Origin of the sequence: Bradyrhizobium sp. Gha, from assembly GCF_900113735.1 — a bacterium.
In the GTDB taxonomy this organism is placed as follows: Bacteria; Pseudomonadota; Alphaproteobacteria; order Rhizobiales; family Xanthobacteraceae; genus Bradyrhizobium.
This window is the reverse complement of sequence record NZ_FOQM01000046.1, coordinates 37030-60161: the sequence shown is the minus strand read 5'-3', so window position 1 is coordinate 60161 and position 23132 is coordinate 37030. Positions and strand designations below refer to the sequence as shown.

At 64.2% G+C, this 23132-nt stretch carries 25 protein-coding genes; 16 read left to right on the top strand and 9 right to left on the bottom strand.

Annotated features, from left to right (window positions below; all coding sequences use genetic code 11):
* Both BM222_RS34770 and BM222_RS34765 read left to right on the top strand, forming a co-directional pair.
* On the top strand, positions 1 to 300 hold a 300-nt coding region (locus BM222_RS34770; protein WP_283810281.1), incomplete at its 5' end, for a carboxyl transferase domain-containing protein.
* A 37-nt stretch (positions 301 to 337) separates the two neighbouring features.
* Positions 338 to 685 carry a hypothetical protein gene (locus tag BM222_RS34765; protein ID WP_092238896.1) on the top strand — a complete coding sequence of 116 codons (348 nt, stop codon included), beginning with the start codon at positions 338 to 340 and terminating at the stop codon, positions 683 to 685.
* 9 nt (positions 686 to 694) lie between these two features.
* Here the strand turns inward: BM222_RS34765 and BM222_RS41515 are convergent, their stop codons facing one another.
* Complete coding sequence (locus tag BM222_RS41515; RefSeq protein ID WP_177243639.1) at positions 695 to 847, bottom strand: hypothetical protein; 153 nt, start codon at positions 845 to 847, stop codon at positions 695 to 697.
* A 208-nt stretch (positions 848 to 1055) separates the two neighbouring features.
* Entirely contained in the window at positions 1056 to 1712 is a 657-nt protein-coding gene (locus BM222_RS34760; RefSeq protein ID WP_092238894.1) for a glutathione S-transferase family protein, read from the bottom strand.
* 179 nt (positions 1713 to 1891) lie between these two features.
* Here BM222_RS34760 and BM222_RS34755 point away from each other — a divergent pair, with 179 nt between their 5' ends.
* Positions 1892 to 2227, top strand: a complete 336-nt coding sequence (locus BM222_RS34755; RefSeq protein WP_092238892.1) for a twin-arginine translocation signal domain-containing protein — start codon at positions 1892 to 1894, stop codon at positions 2225 to 2227.
* 113 nt (positions 2228 to 2340) lie between these two features.
* Here the strand turns inward: BM222_RS34755 and BM222_RS34750 are convergent, their stop codons facing one another.
* The 3 genes from BM222_RS34750 to BM222_RS34740 all read right to left on the bottom strand — a co-directional run bounded on the left by BM222_RS34750 (position 2341) and on the right by BM222_RS34740 (position 4642).
* Positions 2341 to 2586, bottom strand: a complete 246-nt coding sequence (locus BM222_RS34750; protein ID WP_092238890.1) for a GCG_CRPN prefix-to-repeats domain-containing protein — start codon at positions 2584 to 2586, stop codon at positions 2341 to 2343.
* Positions 2587 to 2789: 203 nt separating this feature from the next.
* A complete protein-coding gene (locus tag BM222_RS34745) occupies positions 2790 to 3797 on the bottom strand; it encodes an alpha/beta fold hydrolase (protein WP_092238908.1) in 1008 nt (335 codons plus the stop codon).
* Positions 3798 to 3943: 146 nt separating this feature from the next.
* Complete coding sequence (locus tag BM222_RS34740; protein WP_177243638.1) at positions 3944 to 4642, bottom strand: ArsR family transcriptional regulator; 699 nt, start codon at positions 4640 to 4642, stop codon at positions 3944 to 3946.
* 191 nt (positions 4643 to 4833) lie between these two features.
* Here BM222_RS34740 and BM222_RS34735 point away from each other — a divergent pair, with 191 nt between their 5' ends.
* From BM222_RS34735 to BM222_RS34725, 3 genes are read left to right on the top strand one after another with little or no spacing between them, the layout of a single operon-like run.
* Positions 4834 to 5142 (top strand): NIPSNAP family protein, encoded by a 309-nt coding sequence (locus BM222_RS34735; RefSeq protein WP_092238906.1) that lies wholly within the window; start codon positions 4834 to 4836, stop codon positions 5140 to 5142.
* A 24-nt stretch (positions 5143 to 5166) separates the two neighbouring features.
* Positions 5167 to 5517, top strand: coding sequence for an antibiotic biosynthesis monooxygenase family protein (locus BM222_RS34730; protein ID WP_092238886.1), 351 nt, complete (start codon positions 5167 to 5169; stop codon positions 5515 to 5517).
* Between the two features lie 51 nt (positions 5518 to 5568).
* Complete coding sequence (locus BM222_RS34725) at positions 5569 to 6378, top strand: isocitrate lyase/PEP mutase family protein (protein WP_092238884.1); 810 nt, start codon at positions 5569 to 5571, stop codon at positions 6376 to 6378.
* Between the two features lie 156 nt (positions 6379 to 6534).
* On the opposite strand, the gene BM222_RS34720 is transcribed toward BM222_RS34725, so the two are convergent.
* Positions 6535 to 6963, bottom strand: coding sequence for a hypothetical protein (locus BM222_RS34720; RefSeq protein WP_092238882.1), 429 nt, complete (start codon positions 6961 to 6963; stop codon positions 6535 to 6537).
* Between the two features lie 164 nt (positions 6964 to 7127).
* On the opposite strand from BM222_RS34720, the gene BM222_RS34715 reads away from it, so the two are divergent.
* The gene (locus BM222_RS34715; protein WP_092238879.1) at positions 7128 to 7772 is read left to right on the top strand and encodes a trimeric intracellular cation channel family protein; all 645 of its coding nucleotides are present in this window, start codon (positions 7128 to 7130) and stop codon (positions 7770 to 7772) included.
* A gap of 44 nt (positions 7773 to 7816) precedes the next feature.
* Here the strand turns inward: BM222_RS34715 and BM222_RS34710 are convergent, their stop codons facing one another.
* A complete protein-coding gene (locus BM222_RS34710; RefSeq protein WP_092238877.1) occupies positions 7817 to 9028 on the bottom strand; it encodes a c-type cytochrome in 1212 nt (403 codons plus the stop codon).
* 280 nt (positions 9029 to 9308) lie between these two features.
* Here BM222_RS34710 and BM222_RS34705 point away from each other — a divergent pair, with 280 nt between their 5' ends.
* The 8 genes from BM222_RS34705 to BM222_RS34670 all read left to right on the top strand — a co-directional run bounded on the left by BM222_RS34705 (position 9309) and on the right by BM222_RS34670 (position 21519).
* Positions 9309 to 12800: an indolepyruvate ferredoxin oxidoreductase family protein gene (locus BM222_RS34705; RefSeq protein WP_092238875.1), complete on the top strand. Its 3492-nt coding sequence runs from the start codon at positions 9309 to 9311 to the stop codon at positions 12798 to 12800.
* Positions 12801 to 13226: 426 nt separating this feature from the next.
* Positions 13227 to 14384 (top strand): thiolase family protein, encoded by a 1158-nt coding sequence (locus BM222_RS34700; protein WP_092238874.1) that lies wholly within the window; start codon positions 13227 to 13229, stop codon positions 14382 to 14384.
* Positions 14384 to 14773: a Zn-ribbon domain-containing OB-fold protein gene (locus BM222_RS34695; protein ID WP_092238872.1), complete on the top strand. Its 390-nt coding sequence runs from the start codon at positions 14384 to 14386 to the stop codon at positions 14771 to 14773. Before BM222_RS34700 ends, BM222_RS34695 begins: the two co-directional genes overlap by 1 nt.
* A 180-nt stretch (positions 14774 to 14953) precedes the next feature.
* Complete coding sequence (locus BM222_RS34690; RefSeq protein ID WP_092238871.1) at positions 14954 to 15814, top strand: MaoC family dehydratase; 861 nt, start codon at positions 14954 to 14956, stop codon at positions 15812 to 15814.
* 79 nt (positions 15815 to 15893) lie between these two features.
* On the top strand, positions 15894 to 16772 hold the full coding sequence (locus tag BM222_RS34685; RefSeq protein WP_092238870.1) for an SDR family oxidoreductase: 879 nt from the start codon (positions 15894 to 15896) through the stop codon (positions 16770 to 16772).
* A gap of 65 nt (positions 16773 to 16837) precedes the next feature.
* A complete protein-coding gene (locus BM222_RS34680) occupies positions 16838 to 17791 on the top strand; it encodes a dihydrodipicolinate synthase family protein (protein WP_092238868.1) in 954 nt (317 codons plus the stop codon).
* 4 nt (positions 17792 to 17795) lie between these two features.
* Positions 17796 to 18611, top strand: a complete 816-nt coding sequence (locus BM222_RS34675) for an NUDIX hydrolase (protein WP_092238866.1) — start codon at positions 17796 to 17798, stop codon at positions 18609 to 18611.
* Between the two features lie 220 nt (positions 18612 to 18831).
* Positions 18832 to 21519: a PAS domain S-box protein gene (locus BM222_RS34670; protein WP_092238864.1), complete on the top strand. Its 2688-nt coding sequence runs from the start codon at positions 18832 to 18834 to the stop codon at positions 21517 to 21519.
* 8 nt (positions 21520 to 21527) lie between these two features.
* Here the strand turns inward: BM222_RS34670 and BM222_RS34665 are convergent, their stop codons facing one another.
* Positions 21528 to 21881 (bottom strand): GrlR family regulatory protein, encoded by a 354-nt coding sequence (locus tag BM222_RS34665; RefSeq protein ID WP_177243637.1) that lies wholly within the window; start codon positions 21879 to 21881, stop codon positions 21528 to 21530.
* 263 nt (positions 21882 to 22144) lie between these two features.
* On the opposite strand from BM222_RS34665, the gene BM222_RS34660 reads away from it, so the two are divergent.
* Positions 22145 to 22642 (top strand): hypothetical protein, encoded by a 498-nt coding sequence (locus BM222_RS34660; RefSeq protein ID WP_092238859.1) that lies wholly within the window; start codon positions 22145 to 22147, stop codon positions 22640 to 22642.
* Between the two features lie 50 nt (positions 22643 to 22692).
* Here BM222_RS34660 and BM222_RS34655 read toward each other — a convergent pair whose 3' ends face one another.
* Positions 22693 to 23079 (bottom strand): VOC family protein, encoded by a 387-nt coding sequence (locus tag BM222_RS34655; protein WP_092238856.1) that lies wholly within the window; start codon positions 23077 to 23079, stop codon positions 22693 to 22695.
* Between the last annotated feature and the right edge of the window lie 53 nt (positions 23080 to 23132).

Below are 23132 nucleotides of genomic sequence, written 5' to 3'. Positions count from 1 at the left end.
AAGGAAATCGGCGCCGACATGAACTACGCCTGGCCGACCGCCCAGATCGCGGTGATGGGCGCCAAGGGCGCCGTCGAGATCATCTTCCGCAGCGATATCGGCGATCCCGACAAGATCGCCGCGCGCACCAAGGAATACGAAGACCGCTTCCTGTCGCCGTTCATTGCCGCCGAGCGCGGCTACATCGACGACGTCATCATGCCGCACTCGACGCGGCGGCGGATCGCGCGGGCATTGGCGATGCTGAAGGACAAGAAGGTGGAAATGCCGGCGAAGAAGCACGACAATTTGCCGTTGTAGAATCCGCCCTGCAATCGGGATCTGGTAACCGCGATCGATGACCGAAGACGATCTGATCGACGAAATCTCCGACATCGAGGATCGGATCGAGCGGCTCGCCGGGATCGCCGAGCGATGCCGGAAGTACATCCTGGCGTCCAAGATCGCGATCGGGGGCGGCGCGGTACTGCTCCTGGTCACCATCCTCGGGCTGTTTGGGTTTGGTCAGACCGCCGCGCTCGGCTCGATCGCGCTGGTGCTCGGCGGCATCGTCTCGCTCGGCTCGAACGTCAGCACGTTGCGACAGTCGGAGGACGCGATCGGTGCTGCCGAGGCGCGCCGCGCGGCACTGATCGGCGGGATGGATTTGCGCGTGGTGGCCGATACGCCGATGAAGCTGGTGTGACGCGCCGCCTTATGCAGCAGTCCTGACGGTCAAAACCTGCAACTCCGCGCGACATTCGGCGGCGAAGGCTCGCAGCCGTTCCGCGGTTTGCTGATCGAGGATCGCCTTCGCCAGGCGCTCGGCGCGGGCTACTTGCTCTCTGAGATAGTCGATGCGGGTCATGTGTCACCTTCCACCGCGATAATTTGAAGCAAATTGCTTCGTTCCAGCGGCCGTGAGCCTATGGCTAACACCGGGTTAACGATGTGCGGTGGGTCACGCGAACGGCATGACTGCGTAGGGAGGGTTAGCCGAAGGCGTAACCCACCAGCGCCGGCTTCTCCGGATGGAGAAGGTGGCGGCGTGGCGGTTTACGCTCCGCTAATCCGCCCTACGCGTCGGCACGCGTTGCGTCCCCCGCGGCGAAGTGCGCCATCTGATCGGCGTGGGCCTTTGCGAACGCCGGACGGCCTATCGCACGCGCGACGTAGGCGCGGCAGGCGGGGCTGTCGGCGAGCCCGTCGAATTGATCGACGACGCGCAGCACATCCGACATCAGGATGTCGGCGACGGAGAAGGATCCGGCCAGCCATTCACGCGTCGCGAGCACCGGCTCGAGATGCTCGAGGCGGAGCTTGAGGAAATCGTCGACGAATTTCCAGGCCGCCGTGTCGGTCGGGTGGCGCATGAACTTCGACATCGTCCACGGCAGGCTTGCCATCTCCACGGAATTGAGCGCGGCGAACAGCCATTCCACAGCTTCGCTGCGGCCGCGCTGATCTGATGGCATCAGTTTCGGGCTGAGCCCGCCGAGATGCAGCAGGATCGCGCCGCTCTCGAAGATCGAAAGGTCACCGTCGGTCAGCCACGGCACTTGGCCGAAGGGCTGGTGGGCCAGATGTTCTGCGCCGCGGTCGTTGAATGGTACGCTCGCGACGCGGTAGGGCAACCCGGCCTCCTCCAGCGCCCAGCGCACCCTGAGGTCGCGCACGAAACCGCGCGGAGGCGGGGGAACCCAGTCGAACGTGGTGAGGATGAGGTTGGCCATGCTGTGTCTCCGTGCTGTCTGGCAGAGGACGCATGAGGTCCGCGCATTCCGACAGGGGGGCAATGTTTTTTCGCCAAGCGTAGACGCGTTGAATCTGAACGGTTGATTCAGCCGCAGTTCATGTCGCCGCCGCGACACTTCCTCTGCATCACTTGATCGATGAAGCAGAGGATTAAGTCATGGAGCGCCGGAACTTTTTGAAATTTGCATTCGGTGTCGCGGCGGGAGCTGCCGCGTTCACCGCCGCCGCACGGGCCGCGCCGCTTGCGCCGCGGGCGCTGGCGAACGGCAGCATGCCATCAGCCAATCCGGATGCTCATCCCGCCGTCACCACCAGTGAGGAAGTAGCAGAGCTCAAGCCCGAGCAGGTGCGCTGGGGTCACGGCCATTGGCATCACCGGCACTGGGGCTGGCATCACCGGCACTGGGGTTGGCGTCACCGGCATTGGGGTTGGCGTCACCGTCATTGGGGTTGGCGCCGTCGCTGGCACCGTCGCCATTGGCGCTACTGGTAAGGGCTGCGCTGGACTGAAAGAGGGGATCGCGATTGCGATCCCCTCTTTGGTTTGGGCCATTCACTGACGTTGGCCGCGCACTTTCGCGCGCGGCCATTCGCAAGGGCGAGAGATCAGAACGGCCGGCAGCGGCCGGCGTACCAGCGGAAGCCATAGGGACACACGCGCGGACGCGCGACGACGACAGGCGGAGCAACCACGACCGGGGCGGGGGCCACGACCACCGCACGGCCCATCGGACGGCAGCCGCCGTAGGGGCCCCGGTACCAGCCGGGTCCGCAACCACCGGCGGCGCTGGCCGCCTCGCTGAAGCCGACGACCGCGCTGGCAAGCATTGCGGCGGCGAACAGATATTTCATTTGATCTTCCTTCTCGTCCTTGGGGCAAGTCTTTGGGGGACGGTTCCAGGGAGCGGCACTTGCGGCGCACAATCGATCAAACAATACGATCCGACATGCTAATTGTTGCGACATGTCGGCACGCCGCGATCCCAACCTCCCGATCATGACCTGAATGCGGCATGAACATTTTTCGCGTGCGGCCTTCGGGGGATATGATGGCGCTAGCGGCGAAGGAATCCCAGCACCAATTCTTTGAACTTGTCCGGCGCTTCCAGGAAGACGAGATGGCCGGTGTCCGGGATCACCTCCGCTCGCGCATTCGGCATCTTCGCCGCGAACGCTTTTGCCAGCTCAGCATTCTGCCCCATCCTGGGCCGCAGCGCCTCCGGTGCGTTCGGTCGCCCCGGCGCGTTGTGGTCGTCGGCGCCCATGATGAACAGCGTCGGTTCGGTGATTTCAGGAATCTCGTGCGCCACCGGCTCGCGGTAGATCATCTGCCCGGAAGAGACGAAGGCGCGCAGCCAGCGCGGGTAATCGGGGCTGCCCTTGATGTTGAAGCGGGCATCGATGAACGGCGTGATCGCCTCTGATGGCAGCCTGATCGCGTAGTTGGTCTGCAGCTGCTTGCGATAGCCATCGGCGGTGAGCTTGTCCTCGGTCTCGATGATCTTCTCGGTCGGCGTTGGCGGCACGTAAAGGCGGTAATCTTCGAGCCCGATCGGCGCGGTCAGCACGAGATGGGAGACGCGGTCGGGATAGGCGCGGGCGATGCGCACGCCGAGCATGCCGCCGAGTGAATGCGCGACGATGTCGGCCTTGTCGATCTCGAGGTGATCGAGCAGTGCGATGGTGTTGCGCGCCAGATTGTCGAAATGTAGATCGCCTGCCGGCTTGGACGATTTGCCGAAGCCGATCTGGTCGGGCACAACGACGCGGTAGCCGGCCTCGTTCAGCATCTTGATGACATCAGCCCAATAGCTCGAGGGAAAATTGCGCCCGTGCAGCAGCACCACGGTGCGCCCGTTCGGCTGTTCCGGCGCGACGTCCATGTAGGCCATGCTGAGCTGCTCGCCGTCGTTGACGACAGGCAGCAGATGCACGGGGTGAGGATAGGCAAAGCCCTCGAGCGAGATGCCATAAGGCTCGCGCCGGGGCGCGTCGGCGGCGCGTGACACAAATGGGACACTAACAAGCGCGACAGCAAGCGCTGCCGAGAAGATGCGGTTCATTGAGGTCTCCGTCATGCCCGGGCGAAAGCGCGAAGTGCGTCTTCACAAATTGTCCCGGGCATCCACGCGTTAGCCGCAATAAAGACGTTCATGGCCGGGTCAAGCCCGGCCATCACGAGAGCGAGAGTTCACACGCAAACGTGTGATCAATCCTTGCCGTTCCCGAATAGCACCGCAAACTGCTTCTCGCCGGTGCGGGTGAAATTCACCACGCGGCTGCCGGGCGTGGCGTCGCGCGCGGCCCATTTCAGCTCGGCAAAGCGCTGCATCATCGCGGCACCGAGGGTGCCGGCGAGATGGTGGCGCCGCTCGCTCCAGTCGAGACAGGCTTTGCAGACCGGCCGGCGCGGATGGCTGAGCATCTCCGATGAAATCTGCAAATTCTTGGCGAGGAAGCGCTCTCCTTCCGCCGTCAGCTCGATCTCCTGTTTCTTCTGCTTCACCAGGTTTCGTGCACGCAGGCTGTCGAGCATCTGCACGCCGAGATCGCCGGCGAGGTGGTCGTAGCAGATCCGCGCGCGCCGCAGCGCCGGATCCTTCGGCCCGGTGCGCACGCGCATATGGCCGGTGCGCGCGGCAAGGCCCGCAAGCCCCTCGAGCACGCCGGCGACATCGTCGTCGGTGAGGCGGTAATAGCGGTGGCGGCCCTGCTTCTCCGGCTCGACCAGCCCGCCGGCCTCGAGCTTGGAGAGATGCGAGCTCGCCGTCTGCGGGGTGATGCCGGCCTCCTGTGCGAGCTCGCTCGCGGTGAGCGCGCGTCCGTTCATCAGCGCCGTGAGCATGTTGGCGCGGGCGGGATCGCCGACCAGCGCGGCGACCATGGCAATGTCGGGTCCTGATTTCATGCTTCGATCGTAGCCGAAGCATTGTAGCCGGGCAAGCGCGTAGTCTCTCACCATCTCGTCATTGCGAGGAACCCGCGACAAATCGCGAAGCAATTTGCACTGGTGACGAAGCAATCCGGATTCTCCCCGCGGATGGATTCCTGAATCGCTTCGTTGCGCTCGCAACGATGGAGCAAACAGGAGAGCCGAAGATGTCCGTCACCGTCTTCATCCGCTATCAGCTTGATCCCTTCAAGCGTGCGCAGTTCGAGGAATATTCGAAGCGCTGGCTCGCCATCATCCCGAAATGCGGCGGCGACCTGATCGGCTATTTCATGCCGCATGAGGGGACCAACAACATCGCGTTCGCGCTGGTCACCTTTGAAAGCCTCGCCGCCTACGAAGCCTATCGCGCGCGGCTGCGGCAGGATGCCGAGGCGATGGCGAACTTCCATTTTGCCGAGGACAATAAATTCATCCTCGCGGAAGAGCGCACCTTCCTGCGCAAGGTGGTAATGTAGGTTACCAACATCAAGGAGACTGCCATGATCGCCGTGATCTTCGAAGTCTGGCCCAAGCCCGAGCACAGCCAGACTTACTTCGACCTCGCGGCCGATCTGAAGCCGATCCTGCAGACCATCGATGGCTTCATCTCGGTCGAGCGGTTCGAAAGCCTGACTGCGAAGGGCAAGATCCTGTCGCTGTCGTTCTGGCGCGATGAGGCCGCAGTGCAGGCCTGGCGCAACACGATGGAGCACAGGCGCACGCAGGCCAAAGGCAGGGCGACGATCTTCGCCGACTATCACCTGCGCATCGCCAGCGTCGTCAGGGACTACGGCATGAATGATCGCGAGCAGGCGCCGAAGGACAGCCGCGCCGTGCACGACGCGCACTAGCGCGTTCGATTGCCCGTGCCTATCTCTGCGCGGCCAACACGGGAGAGAAACATGCATGTGACAACGGCAGACAAGCGCGCAACATTCAGGAAGATGCACGAGAGCGGATGCTTCATTCTGCCCAATCCGGTCGATGTCGGGAGCGCCAAGGCGTTGCAGCATCTGGGATTCAAGGCCATTGCGTCCTCGAGCGCGGGCTTTGCCTGGACCATCGGCAAGGCCGACAACCGCGTCACCGTGGAGGACGTGTGTCAGCATCTGGCAGCATTGAGCTCGTCTGTCGACATTCCCGTGAACGCGGATTTCGAGGGCGGCTTCGCGGTCGAGCCGGACAAGGTCGCGGACAATGTCGCGCGCGGCGTGCGCACCGGCGTCGCGGGCCTGTCGATCGAGGATTCCACCGGCGACAAGGACAAGCCGATCTATGAGCGCGCGCTCGCGGTCGAGCGCATCAAGGCCTCGCGCAAGGCGATCGGCGACAGCGGCACGCTGCTGGTCGGCCGCTGTGAGGCGTATCTCTGGGGCGTCACCGATCTCAAGCTCGTCATCGACCGGCTGACCGCTTACGCGGATGCCGGCGCCGACTGTCTCTATGCGCCGGGCCTGAAGACGCGCGAGGACATCGCCGCGGTGGTGAAGGCCGTCGCACCCAAGCCGTTCAACCTGCTGATCGGCGCGCCTGGCCTGTCGTTGAAGGAAGCCGAGGATCTCGGCGTGCGCCGCATCAGCGTCGGCGGCTCGCTCGCCCGCGCCGCCTGGGGCGGCTTCATGCGCGCGGCGAAGGAGATGGCGGAGAAGGGCACCTTCACCGAGCTCGGCACCGGCTATCCCGGCGGCGAGCTCAACAAGATGTTCGGCTAAACGAAGAGCGGCGAGATATGATGTCCCGCCGCTCTCTCATCCCTCGGTGTCATGCCCGCGAAAGCGGGCATCCAGTACGCCGCGGCTTCTCGGTTCAAGCCGCGCCGTCTCGGAGTACTGGATCGCCCGCCTGCGCGGGCGATGACAGTGATGGTGTTACTTCGCCCCGTCCGACGGGGTCTGCGTATCGGGTGCCGGCTTTGACGCAGGCGTATTCGGGGCCGGTGCGGCCGGCTTGCTCGAGGCGGCGCCCGTGGTCACGCCCGGTGCGGTGTTGTTGCGCGGGGTCACGTCCCGCATGCCGGGAGGCGCGGCCGGGTTGGCCGGAGCCGTCTGCTGCGCGGTCTGCGTCGCAGGCGTATTGCTCGCCTGGTTGCCCGTGCTGGAGTTGTTCAAGCCATAGAACACGGCACCCAGCACCAGGGCGATCGCCACCGCGAACAGCGCAACCTTGCCGCTGGAGGCGGGGCCTTCGCCCAGCTCAGGATCGACCTGGAGGTCGGCATCCCGGCGCGCCGCGCGAAGATACTCATCGTCGGCGAGGTTCGGGCGGTACGGATCGTTGGGAAAACGGTCGTCTGCCATCGATTGGGTCTCCTCGTTGATTGCGCCGTGACAACCGTCGGCTGCGAGATTCCGTTCCGCCCCCCTTATGCTTTCGTCGCATGTTGCCCTCTCACGAGGAATCGGGAACCTGTTCCACGAGAGCCGGTGAACGTCGGTTCCATGGCCGAACGAGGGACTGACCGATGTGGAGCTTGCCGCCAACCGACAGCGTGCTGCATCTTCTCGCCTATATCGCCATCTCGGCGGAGGGCATGACGGCAGCACTGGCGGCCGGCAGACGCAGCATGGATTATGTCGGTGTCTGCCTTCTCGCCTGTGTCACCGCGCTTGGCGGGGGCACGCTGCGCGACTTGTTTCTCGGTCATTACCCGCTGGTCTGGGTTGCAAATCCGGTCTACCTGGCGCTACCGGGCGGTTCGGCGCTGCTGACGATCCTGATCGCGCGACTGGTGCATCGGCTGCACGTCGCCTTCATCGTGCTGGATGCCATCGGCCTCGTCGTCTTCACCATGATCGGCTGCAACGTCGCCTGGCAGATGGATGCCTCGCTGCCGATCGTCATCGTTTCAGGCATGGTGACCGGTTGCGCCGGCGGTGTGCTGCGCGACGTGCTTTGCAACGATGTGCCGCTGCTGTTTCGCTCCGAGCTCTATGCCAGCGTTTCAGTCGTGACGGGACTGTTCTACGCGACTGCATTCGGCCTCGAGCTCAACGCCGAGCTTTGGACGATCCTGACCTTCGTGCTCGGCCTCGGCTTCCGCCTGCTCGCGGTCCGCTACAAATGGGAGATGCCGAAATTCGTGTTCACGGGAGATGAGGAGAAGTAGGCGTTCTCTTCCGCAGCTCTATCCAATGACGGGGGAAGCATTGACTACGGCGCCTGCCCACGCGCCTTCGCGACCTGCTCCGGCGTCACCAGCGGGCCGGCATTGCCCCAGGAGTTGCGGATGTAGTTCACGACAGCCGCGATCTCCTCATCGGACAGTTGCCCGGCGTAGGCCGGCATCTCGCCGGTGTTCGGGGCCCGCGGCGTCGTCACGGTGTGCGCGCCGTCGAGAATGACGCGCAAGGTGGAGGATGGATTGATCGATTGCAGCAGCGCGTTGCCGGGCAGCGGCGGATAGATGCGCGGCGCTCCGGTGCCGTCGGCTTCGTGGCAGGCGATGCAGAATTTGGAATAGACCGCCTGTCCGGCCTTCATCTCGGTTTCGTCAGGTGGTGTCACGATGGTCTCGCGGCGCGCTGGCGGCAGGCTCTTCAGGTAAACCGCGATGGCACGCACGTCGGCATCGCTCATCTTCGAGGTCGAATTGACGATCACCTCGGCCATCGGGCCGTCGGCATGGCTCCTGGCATTGCGGCCGCTCTGCAGATATTCGGTGATGTCCTCGGCGCTCCACGATTGCAGCCCGCTGCGCGCGGCGCCATCGAGACGCGGCGCGTACCAGCCGTCGAGCTCGCTGCCGGTCAGCGCCTGCGCGCTCTTGTCCGCGCCAAAGTAGTTCTTCGGCGTGTGACAGGCGCCGCAATGTCCGGGCCCGGTGACGAGATAGCCGCCCCTGTTCCAGGTCGCGCTCTTGCTCTGGTCCGGCTCGAACAGGCCGGGCGTGAAGAACAGCAAGTTCCAGCCACGCATCAGGACGCGATAGTTGAAGGGCCAACGCAGCTCCGGCGGCTTGTTGCGGCTGACGACAGGTGCGAGCGTGCCGAGATAGGCGCGGATTGCCAGCGTGTCGTCCTTGGTCATCTTCGTGAAGTAGGGGTAGGGAAAGGCAGGGTAGTAAAGCGAGCCGTCCGGCGCGGTGCCGGTGCGCAGGGCGCGGGTGAAATTGTCGTCGGTCCAGCCGCCGATCCCGGTCTCGCGATCGGGTGTCAGGTTCGGCGCATAGATCGCGCCGAACGGCGTGTCGATGCGTTTGCCCCCGGCGAACGGCTTTGCCGGATCGGCTGTGTGGCAGCCCGCGCAGTCACCGGCCTCGACCAGGGTCTTGCCGGCGGCGATCAACTCGGGCGCCGGCTCGGCGGCAACTGCCCCTCGCGCAATTGCACTGCACAAGATCAGGCCCGCCAGAATCCCCCGCATCCTCGACCCTTCTTGCTGCGACTCATCGCCCATTCGCATCATACGGGCCTCACGTCATTTCGCGACGCCGGGCTATGGTGACACAAATTGAAAATCGCCAATGCCTTTCCGGCCACGAAATTGCGTTTTTTTCCCGTCGCCGCGGCAGGCCCAGATTTGTGATGCGTTGCGTTAAATATCCGACATAGAGTGGCGCAGATGGTCGGCGCGGCCTAGCTAAAAACAACGGGCAGGCAACGGCTTAAGCAGCCAACCCTCAAAAGGGCGGAAGAGGACAATAATGGGCATCAACCAGGGTCCGATCAGTCTCGATCAGAAATACACCCAGGACACCGGCCATATTTTCACGACGGGCATCCAGGCGCTGGTCCGCTTGCCAATGGCCCAAATTCGCCGCGACCGCGCCGCCGGCCTGAACACCGCGGGCTTCATCTCCGGCTACCGCGGCTCGCCGCTCGGCGGCTATGATCAGCAGCTCTTCGCCGCGCGCAAGCACCTCGAGCAGTACAACATCAAATTCCAGCCCGGTGTGAACGAGGATCTGGCGGCAACCGCGGTGTGGGGCTCGCAGCAGCTCAACCTCTCGCCCGGTGCGAAGTATGATGGTGTCGTGGGCATCTGGTACGGCAAGGGTCCTGGCGTCGACCGCTGCGGCGACGTCTTCCGCCACGGCAATGCGGCCGGCTCCGCCAAGAACGGTGGCGTGCTGTGCCTCGCCGGCGACGACCACGGCGCCAAATCCTCGACCGTCCCGCACCAGTCCGACCATGCCTTCATCTCGGCGCTGATGCCGTATCTCTATCCCTCGAGCATTCACGAGATGATCGAGATGGGCCTGCTCGGCATCGCGATGTCGCGCTATTCGGGCTGCTGGGTCGGCATGAAGGTGATCACGGAGACGGTGGAGACCACCGCCGAGATCGACCTCACCGACGAGATGAAGCCCTTCATCATCCCCCCGGATTTCGAGCTGCCGCCCGGCGGCCTCAATCTGCGCTGGCCCGACGATCGCTTCGAGCAGGACCGCCGCCTGCAGGACTACAAGGGCTTTGCCGCGATCGCCTTTGCGCGCGCCAACAAGGTCAACCGCATCACCATGGATTCGCCGAACGCCCGCTTCGGCATCATGGCCTCGGGCAAGAGCTACGAGGACGTCCGCCAGGCGCTGCGTGAGCTTGGGATTACCGAGCAGGTCGCCGCCAAGATTGGCCTTCGCCTCTACAAGATCGGCATGCCCTGGCCGCTGGAGCCGGAAGGGGTGCGCCAATTCGCTGTCGGGCTGGAAGAGATATTCATCGTCGAAGAGCGCCGCGAGATCGTCGAGAACCAGGTCAAGCAGGAGCTGTTCAACTGGCGAGACGACGTGCGTCCGCGCATCGTCGGCAAGATGGACGAGCACGACAAGCGCTTCCTGACCTTCGCCGCCGAGCTCAGCGTTGCCTCGCTTGCGACCTCGCTGACCGAGCGACTGCTTCGACTTAATCTCAACCCCGAGATCGCGGAGATGCTCCGCGCCAAGGCCGACTGGTTCAACGGTCGCCAGGCGTCCCAGATGATCCCCACGGCGCCAGTATCTCGTACCCCTTACTTCTGCTCCGGCTGCCCCCACAACACCTCTACCAAAGTCCCGGAAGGCAGCCGCGCGCTCGCCGGCATCGGCTGCCATTTCATGGCGCTGTGGATGGATCGCTCGACCGAAACGTTCACCCATATGGGCGGCGAGGGCGTGCCGTGGGTCGGCATCGCGCCTTTCACCAACGAGAACCACATTTTCGCGAACCTCGGCGACGGCACCTATTTCCATTCGGGCATTCTGGCGATCCGCCAGGCGGTCGCCTCCAAGGCCAACATCACCTACAAGATTCTCTACAATGATGCGGTGGCCATGACCGGCGGCCAGCGTCACGACGGCGATCTGTCGCCGCAGAAGATCATGGCCCAGCTTCACGCCGAGGGCATCAGCGAGATCTATCTCGTTTCGGAGAACCCGGAAGCCTATCCGGCCGACACCATCGCGCCCGGCGTCAAGAAATATCACCGTGACGAACTGCAGAACGTCATGAAGATGTGCCGCGAGTACAAGGGCACTTCGGCGATCGTCTTCGTGCAGACCTGCGCCGCCGAGAAGCGCCGCCGCCGCAAGCGCGGCCTGATGGAAGATCCGGCGCGCCGTGTCATGATCAACCCGGCCGTTTGCGAGGGCTGCGGCGATTGCTCGGTGCAGTCGAATTGCATCTCGGTCGAGCCGCTGGAGACCGAGTTCGGCCGCAAGCGCGCCATCAACCAGTCGTCCTGCAACAAGGATTATTCCTGCCTGAAGGGTTTCTGCCCGTCCTTCGTCACCATCGACGGCGGCGCGCCACGGCACCGGGCGCCGGCCGATCTCGGCGATATCGGCGCGATTCCCGAGCCGGCGTCGCGGCCGGCGCTCGACAAGCCCTACAACATCGCGGTCGGCGGCGTCGGTGGCACCGGTGTGCTCACCATCGGTGCGCTGCTCGGAATGGCCGCGCACATCGAAGGCAAGGCCTCGATGATCCTCGACATGTCCGGCCTTGCGCAGAAGGGCGGCGCGGTGTTGAGCCACGTGCGCCTCTCCGATCATCCGGCCGAGGTGACCTGCTCGCGCATCGTCACGGGTACGGCCGATGTCGTGCTCGCCGCCGACGAGGTGGTCGCAGTCGCCAAGGACACGATCTCGCTCTGCGACAGCACCCGCACCCGCGGCATCATCAACAGCCACGTCATCCCGACCGCCGACTTCGTCCTCAACCGCGACTTCAATTTCCAGACCCGCAAGCTGAACGGACTTTTAGAGACGGCGCTGCACAAGGAGTCCGTGTTCTTCGACTTCACCAAGCCCGCCGAGCAGCTGCTCGGCGACAGCATCGCCACCAACATGATGATGATGGGCTATGCCTATCAGAAGGGACTGTTCCCGCTGTCGGCGGAAGCGATCGAGCAGGCAATCGAGGTCAACGGCGTCGCGATCAAGATGAACAAGGAAGCCTTCCGCCTCGGCCGCCTCGCAGTCGCGGATCCGGCACGCCTCGCCGAGATGCTGAAGGGCACGGACGAGGTCGCAGCGCCCAAGACGCTGGATGCCATGACGCTCGACGAGGTCATCGAGCATCGGGTCAAGCATCTCACCGCCTACCAGAACGGCCGCTTGGCCAAGCGCTATCGCAAGTTGGTTGACCAGGTCCGTGATGCCGCGGTGAAGGGCGGCTACGGCGATGCGCTGCCGCGCGCAGTCGCGATCAACTACGCAAAGCTGCTCGCTTACAAGGACGAATACGAGGTCGCGCGTCTCTTCACCGACGGCGCCTTCGAAAAGCAGCTGCGGGACCAGTTCGAAGGCGACTTCACGTTCAGCTTCAACCTGGCCCCGCCGATTTTGGCGAGCGGCGTCGATGCGCTCGGGCGCCCGAAAAAGCGCGCCTTCGGCCCGTGGATGCTGAAGGTGTTCGGTGTGCTGGCGAAGCTCAAATTCCTCCGCGGCACCCCGCTCGACATCTTCGGCCGCAGCGCCGACCGCAAGCTCGAGCGCGATCTGATCGTCGGCTACGAGAAGGACGTCGCCACCGTGCTCGGACTGTTGTCGCCGGTCACGATCGATATCTCGGTCGAACTGCTTTCGCTGCCCGACCGCATCCGCGGCTACGGCCCGGTGAAGGAGAAGGCCGTCGCCGACGCCAAGGCCCGTTACGCCCAGCTCGCTGCCGATCTGGCCAGCCCGCCGCCGGCGCCGAGGCAGATTGCGGCGGAGTAGGGAAGGTCCGTAGGGCGGATTAGCGACGCGTAATCCGCCACACCTGTTGCAGCGACGACCAAAACGGCGGATTGCGCCTTCGGCTAATCCGCCGCAGGATTTATCCTTTGAAATCAACCACCGTTCTACTGTGCATGGGGTTGTTTTCGACGCGCGGGCACATTTTTTGATAAAACGAGTCGAGGACCTGCCTCTTCCGTCATTGCGAGCGCAGCGAAGCAATCCGGAAACGCATCCGCGGAGAAAGGCTCGGTTGGTTCACTCCGCTCGCAATGACGGCGCGGGAGCAGAGCCGCGCTCCATGACCGGTCTCACTTGCGCCCACCCGCTACCCTCTCGCCCCACGGAATATTTCCGCGCTTGCCAATCCGCCCGGTGCGGTTCAGAAAAAAGAGCCAAGAAGAAACGCGAGCGGAGACCTCTGTTTTGACCATCAAGGGCAAGGCCTACATTGCCGGGATCTACGAGCACCCGACCCGGCATGCGCCGGACAAATCCACCGCCCAGCTGCACGCCGAGGTCGCCAAGGGGGCGATCGAGGATGCCGGGATCAGCAAGGACGATGTCGACGGCTATTTCTGCGCGGGCGATGCGCCCGGCGGTGCCTGGCCGATGGTCGATTATCTCGGTCTCAACACGAAAAAACTTCGTCACGTCGATTCCACGGAGACCGGTGGTTGTTCCTACATCATCCACCTCGGCCATGCGGCTGAAGCAATCGCGGCGGGCAAGTGCTCGATCGCGCTGATCACGCTCGCGGGCAAGCCGCGCTCTGGCGTGATGCCGCCGCGGGCAGCCGGGGCCGAGCTCGATTTCGAATCCGCTTACGGTGCGACCACGCACAATGCCTATGGCATGTGTGCCATGCGCCACATGCACGACTATGGCACGACGAGCGAACAGCTCGCCTGGATCAAGGTCGCGGCCTCGCACCATGCGCAATACAACCCGCATGCGATGCTGCGGGACGTCGTCACCGTCGAGGATGTCCTGAACTCGCCGATGATCTCCGATCCCTTGCATCGCATGGATTGCTGTGTCGTCTCCGATGGCGGCGGCGCCCTGATCGTGACGACGCCCGAGATCGCCAAAAGCCTGAAGAAGCCGCTGGTCAAGCTGATCGGCCACGGCGAGGCGATGAAGGGTCCGCGCGGTGGCAAGGACCTCGATCTCACATACTCCGCCGGCATCTGGTCCGGCCCGCGCGCGTTCGAGGAAGCCGGCATCACGCCGAAGGACATCAAATACGCCTCGATCTACGACAGCTTCACCATCACGGTGCTGATGCAGCTCGAGGACCTCGGCTTCTGCAAGAAGGGCGAGGGCGGCAAATTCGTGGCCGACGGCAATCTGATCTCGGGCGTCGGCAAGCTGCCGTTCAACACCGACGGTGGCGGCCTTTGCAGCAACCATCCCGTCAACCGCGGCGGCATGACCAAGATCATCGAGGCCGTCAGGCAGCTGCGCGGCGAGGCGCATCCGAAGGTGCAGGTGAAAAATTGCGATCTCGCCATCGCCCACGGCACCGGCGGTCTCTTGGGCGTCCGCCACGCCGCCTCGACGGCCATTCTGGAGCGCGTGTGATGAGCGACGCAAGGAAGTATCCGGCCCCGGTGACCAACCCGGAAACCGCGGCGTTCTGGGACGCGGCCAGGCAGGGCAAGTTCATGATCAAGCGCTGCACCGCCTGCGGTGAAGCGCATTACTTCCCGCGATCGATCTGCCCGTTCTGCTATTCCGACAAGACGGTGTGGGAAGAAGCCTCGGGCGAGGGCACGATCTACACGTACAGCCTGATGCGGAAGTCGCCGACGGGTCCTTATGCGATCGGCTACGTCACGCTGAAGGAGGGGCCGTCGGTGCAGACCAATTTCGTCGACTGCGATCTCGAGAAGCTCAAGATCGGCCAGGAGGTGAAAGTCGTGTTCAAGCCGACGGACGGGGCGCCACTGCCGTTCTTCACGCCCGCCTAGTCCTTACTTCCCTTCTTCCCTTGCGGGAGAAGGTGGCGCGAAGCGCCGGATGAGGGGGCCTCTCCGCGGAGAACGTGGAGGCAACCCCTCACCCAAGCGCGCATGTGGCCGCAGCTCTCTCCCACAGCGGGAGAGGGCGCATCAATAAGCGCCGGTGGTCCCCGGGAGGAAACAAACAAGATGTCCGCCAGATACGAAGAACTCAAAGGCCTCAAAAACCTCGGGCAGAAATATTCCTACAGCGATCGCGAGGTGATGCTCTACGCCTGCGGCATCGGCCTCGGTGCCGATCCCATGGACGAGAACGAGCTCGCCTTCGTTAATGAGGGTACCTTCACGCCGCGGCCGCTGAAGGTGGTGCCGACCTTTGCCTCCGTCGCGGCCTGGGGCTCGGGGCCGGGCGAGATGAATCTCAACCGCGTCATGGTGGTCGACGGCGAGCGCGACATCACCTTCCACCAACCGCTGCCGGTCGCCGCGAACATCACCGCCGATTCCTCCGTCGTCGAGGTCTACGACAAGGGCAAGGACAAGGGCGTCGTCATCGCGCACCAGACCGTGCTGAAGAACGAGAAGGGCGAGAAGCTGGCAACGCTCGTCGCCTCCCGCTTTGCCCGCGGTGATGGCGGCTTTGGTGGGCCGAACCTGACCCAGCCCGATCCGCACAAGATCCCCTCGCGCGCGCCCGACAGGACCATCGACATCGTCACGCGCCCCGACCAGGCGCTGGTCTATCGGCTCTGCGGCGATCGCAATCCGCTGCACTCCGATCCCGAGTTCGCCAAGAAGGCCGGCTTCCCGCGGCCGATCCTGCACGGCATGTGCACCTACGGCATCACCTGCCGTGGTGTGCTGCAGACCTATGCCGACTACGACGCATCGGCCTTCCGCCAGCACGTCGCGCGGTTCTCCTCGCCTGTTTATCCCGGCGAGACCGTGACCATGGACCTCTGGAAGGACGGCAATGTGATCTCGTTCGAAGCCAAGGTGAATTCGCGCAGCGTCACGGTGATCAAGAACGGCAAGACGGTGCTGGGCTAGGGAGATCTCGTGCCCCGCAGGCAGCGCTTCACGCGCATCGCGTCCGGGACAGGGAACAACAAAACAGGGAGAAGCCATCATGGGATTACTCGACGGCAAGGTGGCGCTGATCACCGGCGCGGGCGGGGGGCTCGGTGAGGCCTACGCAAAGCTGTTCGCGCGGGAAGGGGCCTCCGTCGTCGTCAACGATCTCGGCGGGCCCCGCGACGGCTCCGGCGCCGACACCTCGATGGCGCAGCGCGTGGTGGATGCGATCAAGGCCGAGGGCGGCAAGGCGGTCGCCAACGGCGCAGACATCTCCACCATGGAAGGCGGCCAGTCGGTGTTCGATGACGCCATCAAGCATTTTGGCCGCGCCGACATCCTGGTCAACAATGCCGGCATTTTGCGCGACCAGACCTTTCACAAAGCCTCTGAGGCCGACTGGGACAGGGTCATCAAGGTGCATCTGAAAGGCACCTTCTGTTGCACGATGCCGGTGTTTCGCTGGATGCGGGAGAACGGCGGCGGCGTCATCGTCAACACCTCATCGACCTCAGGGCTGATCGGCAATTTCGGCCAGACCAATTACGGGGCCGCCAAGGGCGGCATCTGGGGCCTCTCCAACGTGCTGGCGATCGAGGGCCGGAAGTACAACATCCGGATCTGGACGCTCGCCCCGGGCGCGCTGACCCGCATGACCGCAGACCTGCCCCGCTACAAGGAGAACCCCTCGGCGGCGCTTGGGCCGGACGGCATTGCGCCGGCCGTGCTATACATGGTCAGCGATTTGTCCGGCGATCAGACCGGCAAGGTGCTGGGCCTGTCCGGGCCCCGTGGCGTGCGCGAAATGCGGATGATGGAGATGGAAGGCTGGAAGCCGCCGCACACGGGCTGGAACGCCCAGGACATCGTTGAGCATGCCGGGGAGATCTTCTTCTCCGAGGAGCAGATCAAGATGGGCGCGCGGCGGTTTTAGGCTGATTTTGTCATTCCGGGTTCGCGCTGCGCGTGACCGGGAATGACGGAGAAAGAGAGAGACTGATGAGACTCACCGCCGACGCTAAGGGCACCTTCGCAATCGCGCCGACACCGTTCCACGAGGACGGCCGCATCGACGAGCGCTCGATCGACCGCCTGACCGATTTCTACGAGGAGGTCGGCTGCGACGGCGTCACGGTGCTGGGGATTCTCGGTGAGGCGCCCAAGCTCGATGCCGCTGAAGCGGAGCAGGTGGCGGTACGCTTCGTCAAGCGCGCCAAGACAATGCAGGTGATCGTCGGCGTCTCCGCGCCCGGCTTTGCCACCATGCGCTCGCTGGCCAGGGCCTCGATGGACGCAGGCGCCGCCGGCGTCATGATCGCGCCGCCGCCCTCGCTTCGCACCGACGACCAGATATCAGGCTATTTCAAACAGGCCGCGGAGGCGATCGGCCCAGATGTGCCCTGGGTGCTGCAGGATTACCCGCTGACGCTCTCGGTGATTTTCACCCCCGCCGTGATCCGCAAGATCGTCATGGACAATGCCAATTGCGTGATGCTCAAGCATGAGGACTGGCCGGGCCTGGAAAAGATTTCGACGCTGCGCAACTTCCAGAAGGACGGCTCGCTGCGTCCGCTCTCGATCCTTTGCGGCAATGGCGGCATGTTCCTCGACTTCGAGATGGAGCGCGGCGCCGACGGCGCCATGACCGGCTATGCGTTCCCCGAGCTCCTGATCGACGTCGTGAACCTCTCCAAGGCCGGCAAGCGCGATGCCGCGCATGATTTGTTCGATGCGCATCTGCCGCTGATCCGCTACGAGCAGCAACCGGGCGCGGGCCTTGCCGTGCGCAAGCACGTGCTGCAGAAGCGAGGTATCATCGCCTCCAGCGCCCAGCGCAAGCCTGGCGCCACCATCACGCCGGCGGCGAAGGCCGAAGTCGACTACCTGCTGTCGCGCGTCGCCCGCGTCGACAAGCGCGCCAATCTCGGTCCGCAATCGAGCGCCGCAGGTTAGCTGAATGCCGGAGACATCAACATCGCGTCCCGCCTCGACCATCCTCCTGCTGCGCGATGGCACCAAGGCCGACGGCAAGGGCCGCGGCGAGGTCGAGATCTTCATGATGGTCCGCCATCATCAGATCGAGTTCAACTCGGGCGCGCTGGTGTTTCCCGGCGGGAGCGTCGATGCCGGCGATCAGGAGATCGTCAAACGTTCCGATCTCTATTCGGGCGGTGAAGCCTTAAGCGAAGCGGACCGCGGTTTTCGGATCGCCGCGATGCGCGAAACGTTCGAAGAAAGCGGCATCCTGCTGGCGCGTACGAAGGGTTCGAACACGCCAATCGACGCGAAGCGCGCCGGCGAGATCGCCGACGCGCATCGCGTCGCGCTCAACGAGCACAAGATCAGCTTCCTCAGCATTCTCGCCGACAACGGTCTCCAACTCGCGCTCGACACGCTCGTGCCCTATGCGCACTGGATCACGCCGGAGGGCATGCCCAAGCGCTTCGACACCTGGTTCTTCCTCGCCGCAGCACCGCCCGACCAGCTCGGCGCGCATGATGGACGCGAGTCCACCGATTCGATCTGGCTGTCGGCGCGCGAGGCAGTGGAGGGCGGTGAGAGCGGTCGCTTCAAGTTGCCGTTCCCGACCACGCGCAATCTGATCCGGCTCGCCAAGCAGCCGAACGTGAAGGCGGCACTCGAGCATGCCAAAGGCATGTCCATTGTCACGGTGATGCCGGTCATGACCAAGACCGAAACCGGCCGCCAGCTCCGTATCCCCCGCGAAGCAGGCTATGACGGTGAGGTGTTCGAGGTCGGCCCGGTCGGCTAGAATACTTCGATATCGAACGAAAGTATTGGCGAGCGCCGAAGCCCTAAAATTCGCCCATTGCAGCGTGGACGGATCGCCATGGGCATCAGGATTCCGGCCCGGCGGCGCAGCCGTCGCTAAACCATCCTGAAAAACAACCCGTTCCGCCTCCCGGAGGCATGTTCCCCCGGAGGGGCGATACGGCTTATATTGGGCGGGTATGGAGTCCGGTTCAGCCCCAATGTCCGTCGAAACGCCACCGAATCCGCCGCAGAAGCGATCGTTTTCGCTCTCGATCGGCCAGATGACGTTCGGCAGCTTCATCCTGGTGCTGGCGGTGATCATCGTCACCTCGACTGCCAGCGTGATCGCGATCCGGCATATCGACGCCACCTTCGCCGAACTGCAGCGGCTGCAAAGCGTCGGAGACCTCGCAGAGGACATCGACCGCCGCATGAACGATTTGCGGCTCGCCGCGCGTGACTTCGTCACCGATCCCGGCGCCGGCATCCAGTTCAAACAGGTCGGCGAGGCGGCCTCGACGCTGAGCGACATCCTCAAGAAGACCCGCATCGAACTTGCGCCCGAACAGCAGGACATGATCGACGGCGTCTCCGAGCGGCTTGCGACCTACCGGAGCGGGCTGGATCGAATATCGACCCTGATCGATCGCCGTGCGCAACTGCTAGCCGGGCTGCCGCCGCTGCGCGATCAATTCGACGCGGCGGTCTCCGAAAGCGGGGACCGCGACCTCGCCGCGCGCCTGTCGGAGGCCCAGAGCCGGATCGCGCTTGGATTGCTCGCGCGCAACCCCTCCGCAGCCGAACAGGCAGCACAGGGCATGCGGAGGATGGAGATCGCCGATGCCAGCTTGAAGTCGGCCGTGAACAATTATGCCGATGCCATCATCGCGGTCGCCGTCCGCGAACGGCAGATCGCCGATATCGATCGCGAGGTATTGGGAACCGAGGGCCGGTTGATCGGCCGCGTCACCGAATTGCTGCGGGACGTCAGCGACCGTCGCGGGCATGTGCTGTCGCGCGACTTCGCCCGGACGCTTGCGGAAGCGCGCTGGCAGAGCATCGTGCTCGGCAGCATGGGCGTGTTGATCGGCATCCTCGCCGCCGTCTTCGTCGTGGGGCGGACGGTGCGTCCGCTGGCCCAGATCGCGCGCTCCATTCGTGCCCTCGCGGCGGGCGAGAAAAGGACCTCGATCCCGTCGGCCGATCTCAACAACGAGATCGGCGACATTGCGCGCGCCGCGGAGGTGTTCCGCCGCGCGCTGGAGGAGGCCGACACGGCACGCGAAGCGGCGGTGCGGGCGCTCACCGAGCAGCGGCTGGCAGAAGAGAGCTATCGCAAGCTATTCGAAGGTTCGGTCGACGGCATCTACGTGACGACGCCGGCAGGCGATCTCCTCAACGCCAATCCTGCACTGGCACGGATGATGGGCTATGACAGCCCGCAGCACCTGATCGACAGCATCAACGATATCGCCCACACCATCTATGTCGATCCCGAGGCCCGCGCGGAGTACCAGCGGCTCATGCATCGCGACGGCATTGTGCGCGAGTTCGAGTACCAGGTACGCCAACGCAGCGGCAACATCCTCTGGCTCTCCGACAGTGCCACGGGGGTACGGGACGAGCAGGGCACGATCGTCCGCTACGAGGGTACGCTACGCGACATCACCGACCAGAAGCGGGCGGAAGATGCCATCGCCGAAGGCCGGCGCCTGCTCCAGCAGGTCATCGACACCGTCCCCGCCGTCATCAACGTCAAGGACCGCGACCTCCGTTACGTGCTGATGAACCGCTACATGGCCGGCATCTTCGGTATCGAACCCGGCGATGCGCTCGGCCGCACCACCGCCGATCTGATGTCGCGCTATGGCGCCGCCAAGACCGACGAGAACGACAAGCGCGTGCTGGCCTTGCGAAAGGGTCTCGGATTCTACGAGGAGGAGTACGAGGACGCCTCCGGCCACATGCGGCAATGGCTGGTCAACAAGCTGCCGCTGCTCGATGCCGAGGGTGAGATCGAACGGATCGTCACCGTGGCGCTCGACATCGGCGAGCGCAAGCGCGGTGAACAGGAAATGCGGAAGGCCAAGGACTCCGCTGAGACCGCGCTGCGCAATCTGCGCGAGACCCAGGCCTCGCTGATCGAGGCCGAAAAGCTCGCGGCCCTCGGACGCCTGGTCGCGGGCGTCGCCCACGAGGTCAACAATCCCGTCGGCATCAGCCTGACGGTCGCCTCGGCGCTGGAGCGCAAAACCGCGATGTTCAGCGCTGAGGTCGAGCGCGGCGAGCTTCGCCGCTCGACCCTTAACGATTACCTCAAGACCAGCCGCGACGCGTCCTCGCAGCTGGTCTCCAATCTCAACCGCGCCGCCGAGCTGATCCAGTCGTTCAAACAGGTCGCGGCCGACCGCAACTACTCTGACCAGCGCAGCTTCGACCTCGCCGATCTCACCGAGCAGGTGGTGATGAGCCTGCGCCCGGGCCTGCGCAAGCAGAATCTCACGCTAAACGTCGAGTGCCAGCCTAACCTGACCATGAACAGCTATCCCGGCCCGTACGGCCAGGTGCTGACCAATCTGTTCCTGAATTCGGTCGCGCATGCTTTCCCGAACGGACGTCCTGGCATCATCGACATCCAGGTGCGCGAAGCCGGCAAGGACAATGTCGAGATTATCGTCTCAGACAATGGCTGTGGCATGTCGCTCGACGTGCGCCGCCGCGCCTTCGATCCGTTTTTCACGACGCGGCGCGACCAAGGCGGCACCGGTTTGGGGCTGCACATCGTCTACAGCATCGTCACCAACCGGCTCGGCGGGCGACTCGATCTCGTTTCCGAGCCGGGCAGCGGTACGCGGATCCAGATCATCCTGCCGCGCACGGCGCCGCTGGAGCAGGCTGCCGAATAGATCTCTGGCTAGTCGGCGTCTACAAGCTTGTGCAGGGTGGCGCCGAAAATCAGGCTGGCCTTGCCGACCAGCGCTGTGCCGGTCATCTCCGCGCGGGTGTCCGTGTAGGTGCCGCTGACCCCGATGCCAACAGGGGCAGGGCCGCCAAACAGCGGATTGTCGTCGCCGCGCGGCGAGGTGTGCCGTTGCACCAGCACCTCGCCCTTGAACGTGTGGTCGTCCTTCACCACGTAGCTGCCGGTGTAAAAAAGGTAGGCATCGCCGCCAAGGATCTTGCCGTCGCGAAAAAGAATAACGCCGCTGCCCTTGCCGGCTCGGCCATCGAGCAGGCTCACATGGATCGAATAGAGGCCGTTCTTCATTGCGCCCCGTCGGCCGGTCGCCATCGCCCAATGGGGTAGCCGGTGGAGCTTTTATGCCAAAGCCCAACCTCTCGCGCAACGCGGCAGTTTTGCCTGTGACGGTGTGTCCATGCCGGCACACGAACCGTAGTCGTCCCGGCTTGTCTGTGACGCGGATATGACGGTCTCATCATGCAGCGAGGCCAGCCGCTGCGAGTCAGAGTTGGCCCGCGAAATGCATAACCATTGTTGCACTGGCCGCGGGGTGCTGGAGCAAGACAAACGTGAGCAACTGGATCGATTCCGGCGGCGAAGAGCCGCGCCTGTACAGCGTGCGTTCCACGATTTCCGAAATACAGCGACGGCGCATGGGTCCTCCCACGCGATGGCGACGCGCGGCGGGACTTGCTTGCGCACTGATGCTGGTCGCGCTGCTTGCCCCCCTCGGGCACGCACGCGACCGCGGCCAGTTTGTCAACGTCAGTACCGAGCTGAAGGCTTGGTTCAACGGCTTGCGCAGCGGCAAGGGGCCGTGCTGCTCGGATGCCGACGGTTCGGCGATCTCGGACTCCGATTGGGAGAGCAAGGACGGGCACTATCGCGTCCGCATCCCACGCTTCGGCTACGTCATCGAGGGCAGGGAGCAGGAGCTCGTTTGGGTCGACGTGCCCGAGGAGGCCGTGATCTCGGAGCCCAACCGGGTCGGACGTACCATGGTATGGCCGATCTACGGCTACATGGGCGTCACCATTCGCTGCTTTATGCCCGGTAGCATGACCTAGCCGGGCAACAGGGCGCCGGGTTTCTCGTCGAAATAAGATGCGGTGCCGCGTCAAGTGTACTTCTTGTCGCGCTCGAGCAGTTCGATGGAGATGCCTTCGGGACCGCGGATGAAGCAGACGCGGACGCCGGGCCGGATCGTGGTCGGCTCGCGCGTGAAGGTCACACCCTTGGCCTTGATCTCGGCGGCGACGGTATCGATGTCCTTTACCGTGAGCCCGAAATGGTCGAGACCCTGATGGGGGTGAGGAGGCGGCGCGCTGACCGCGCTGTCGCCTTCCAGCGGCGCGATGAAGATCCTTGCGCCGCCGAGGTTCACATCGATGCGCCCTGGCGCGCGCACGATCTCGCCGCCGAGGATATTCCGCAGCCAGGCCGCGGTCGCTTCCGGATCGGGGCTGCGCAGATGGACGTGATCCCAGGTGACGATGACTGCCATTTCAATTCCTCTCGGTAGGGTCGCAGCGCATGTTAGGCGATCGGTACTATGGC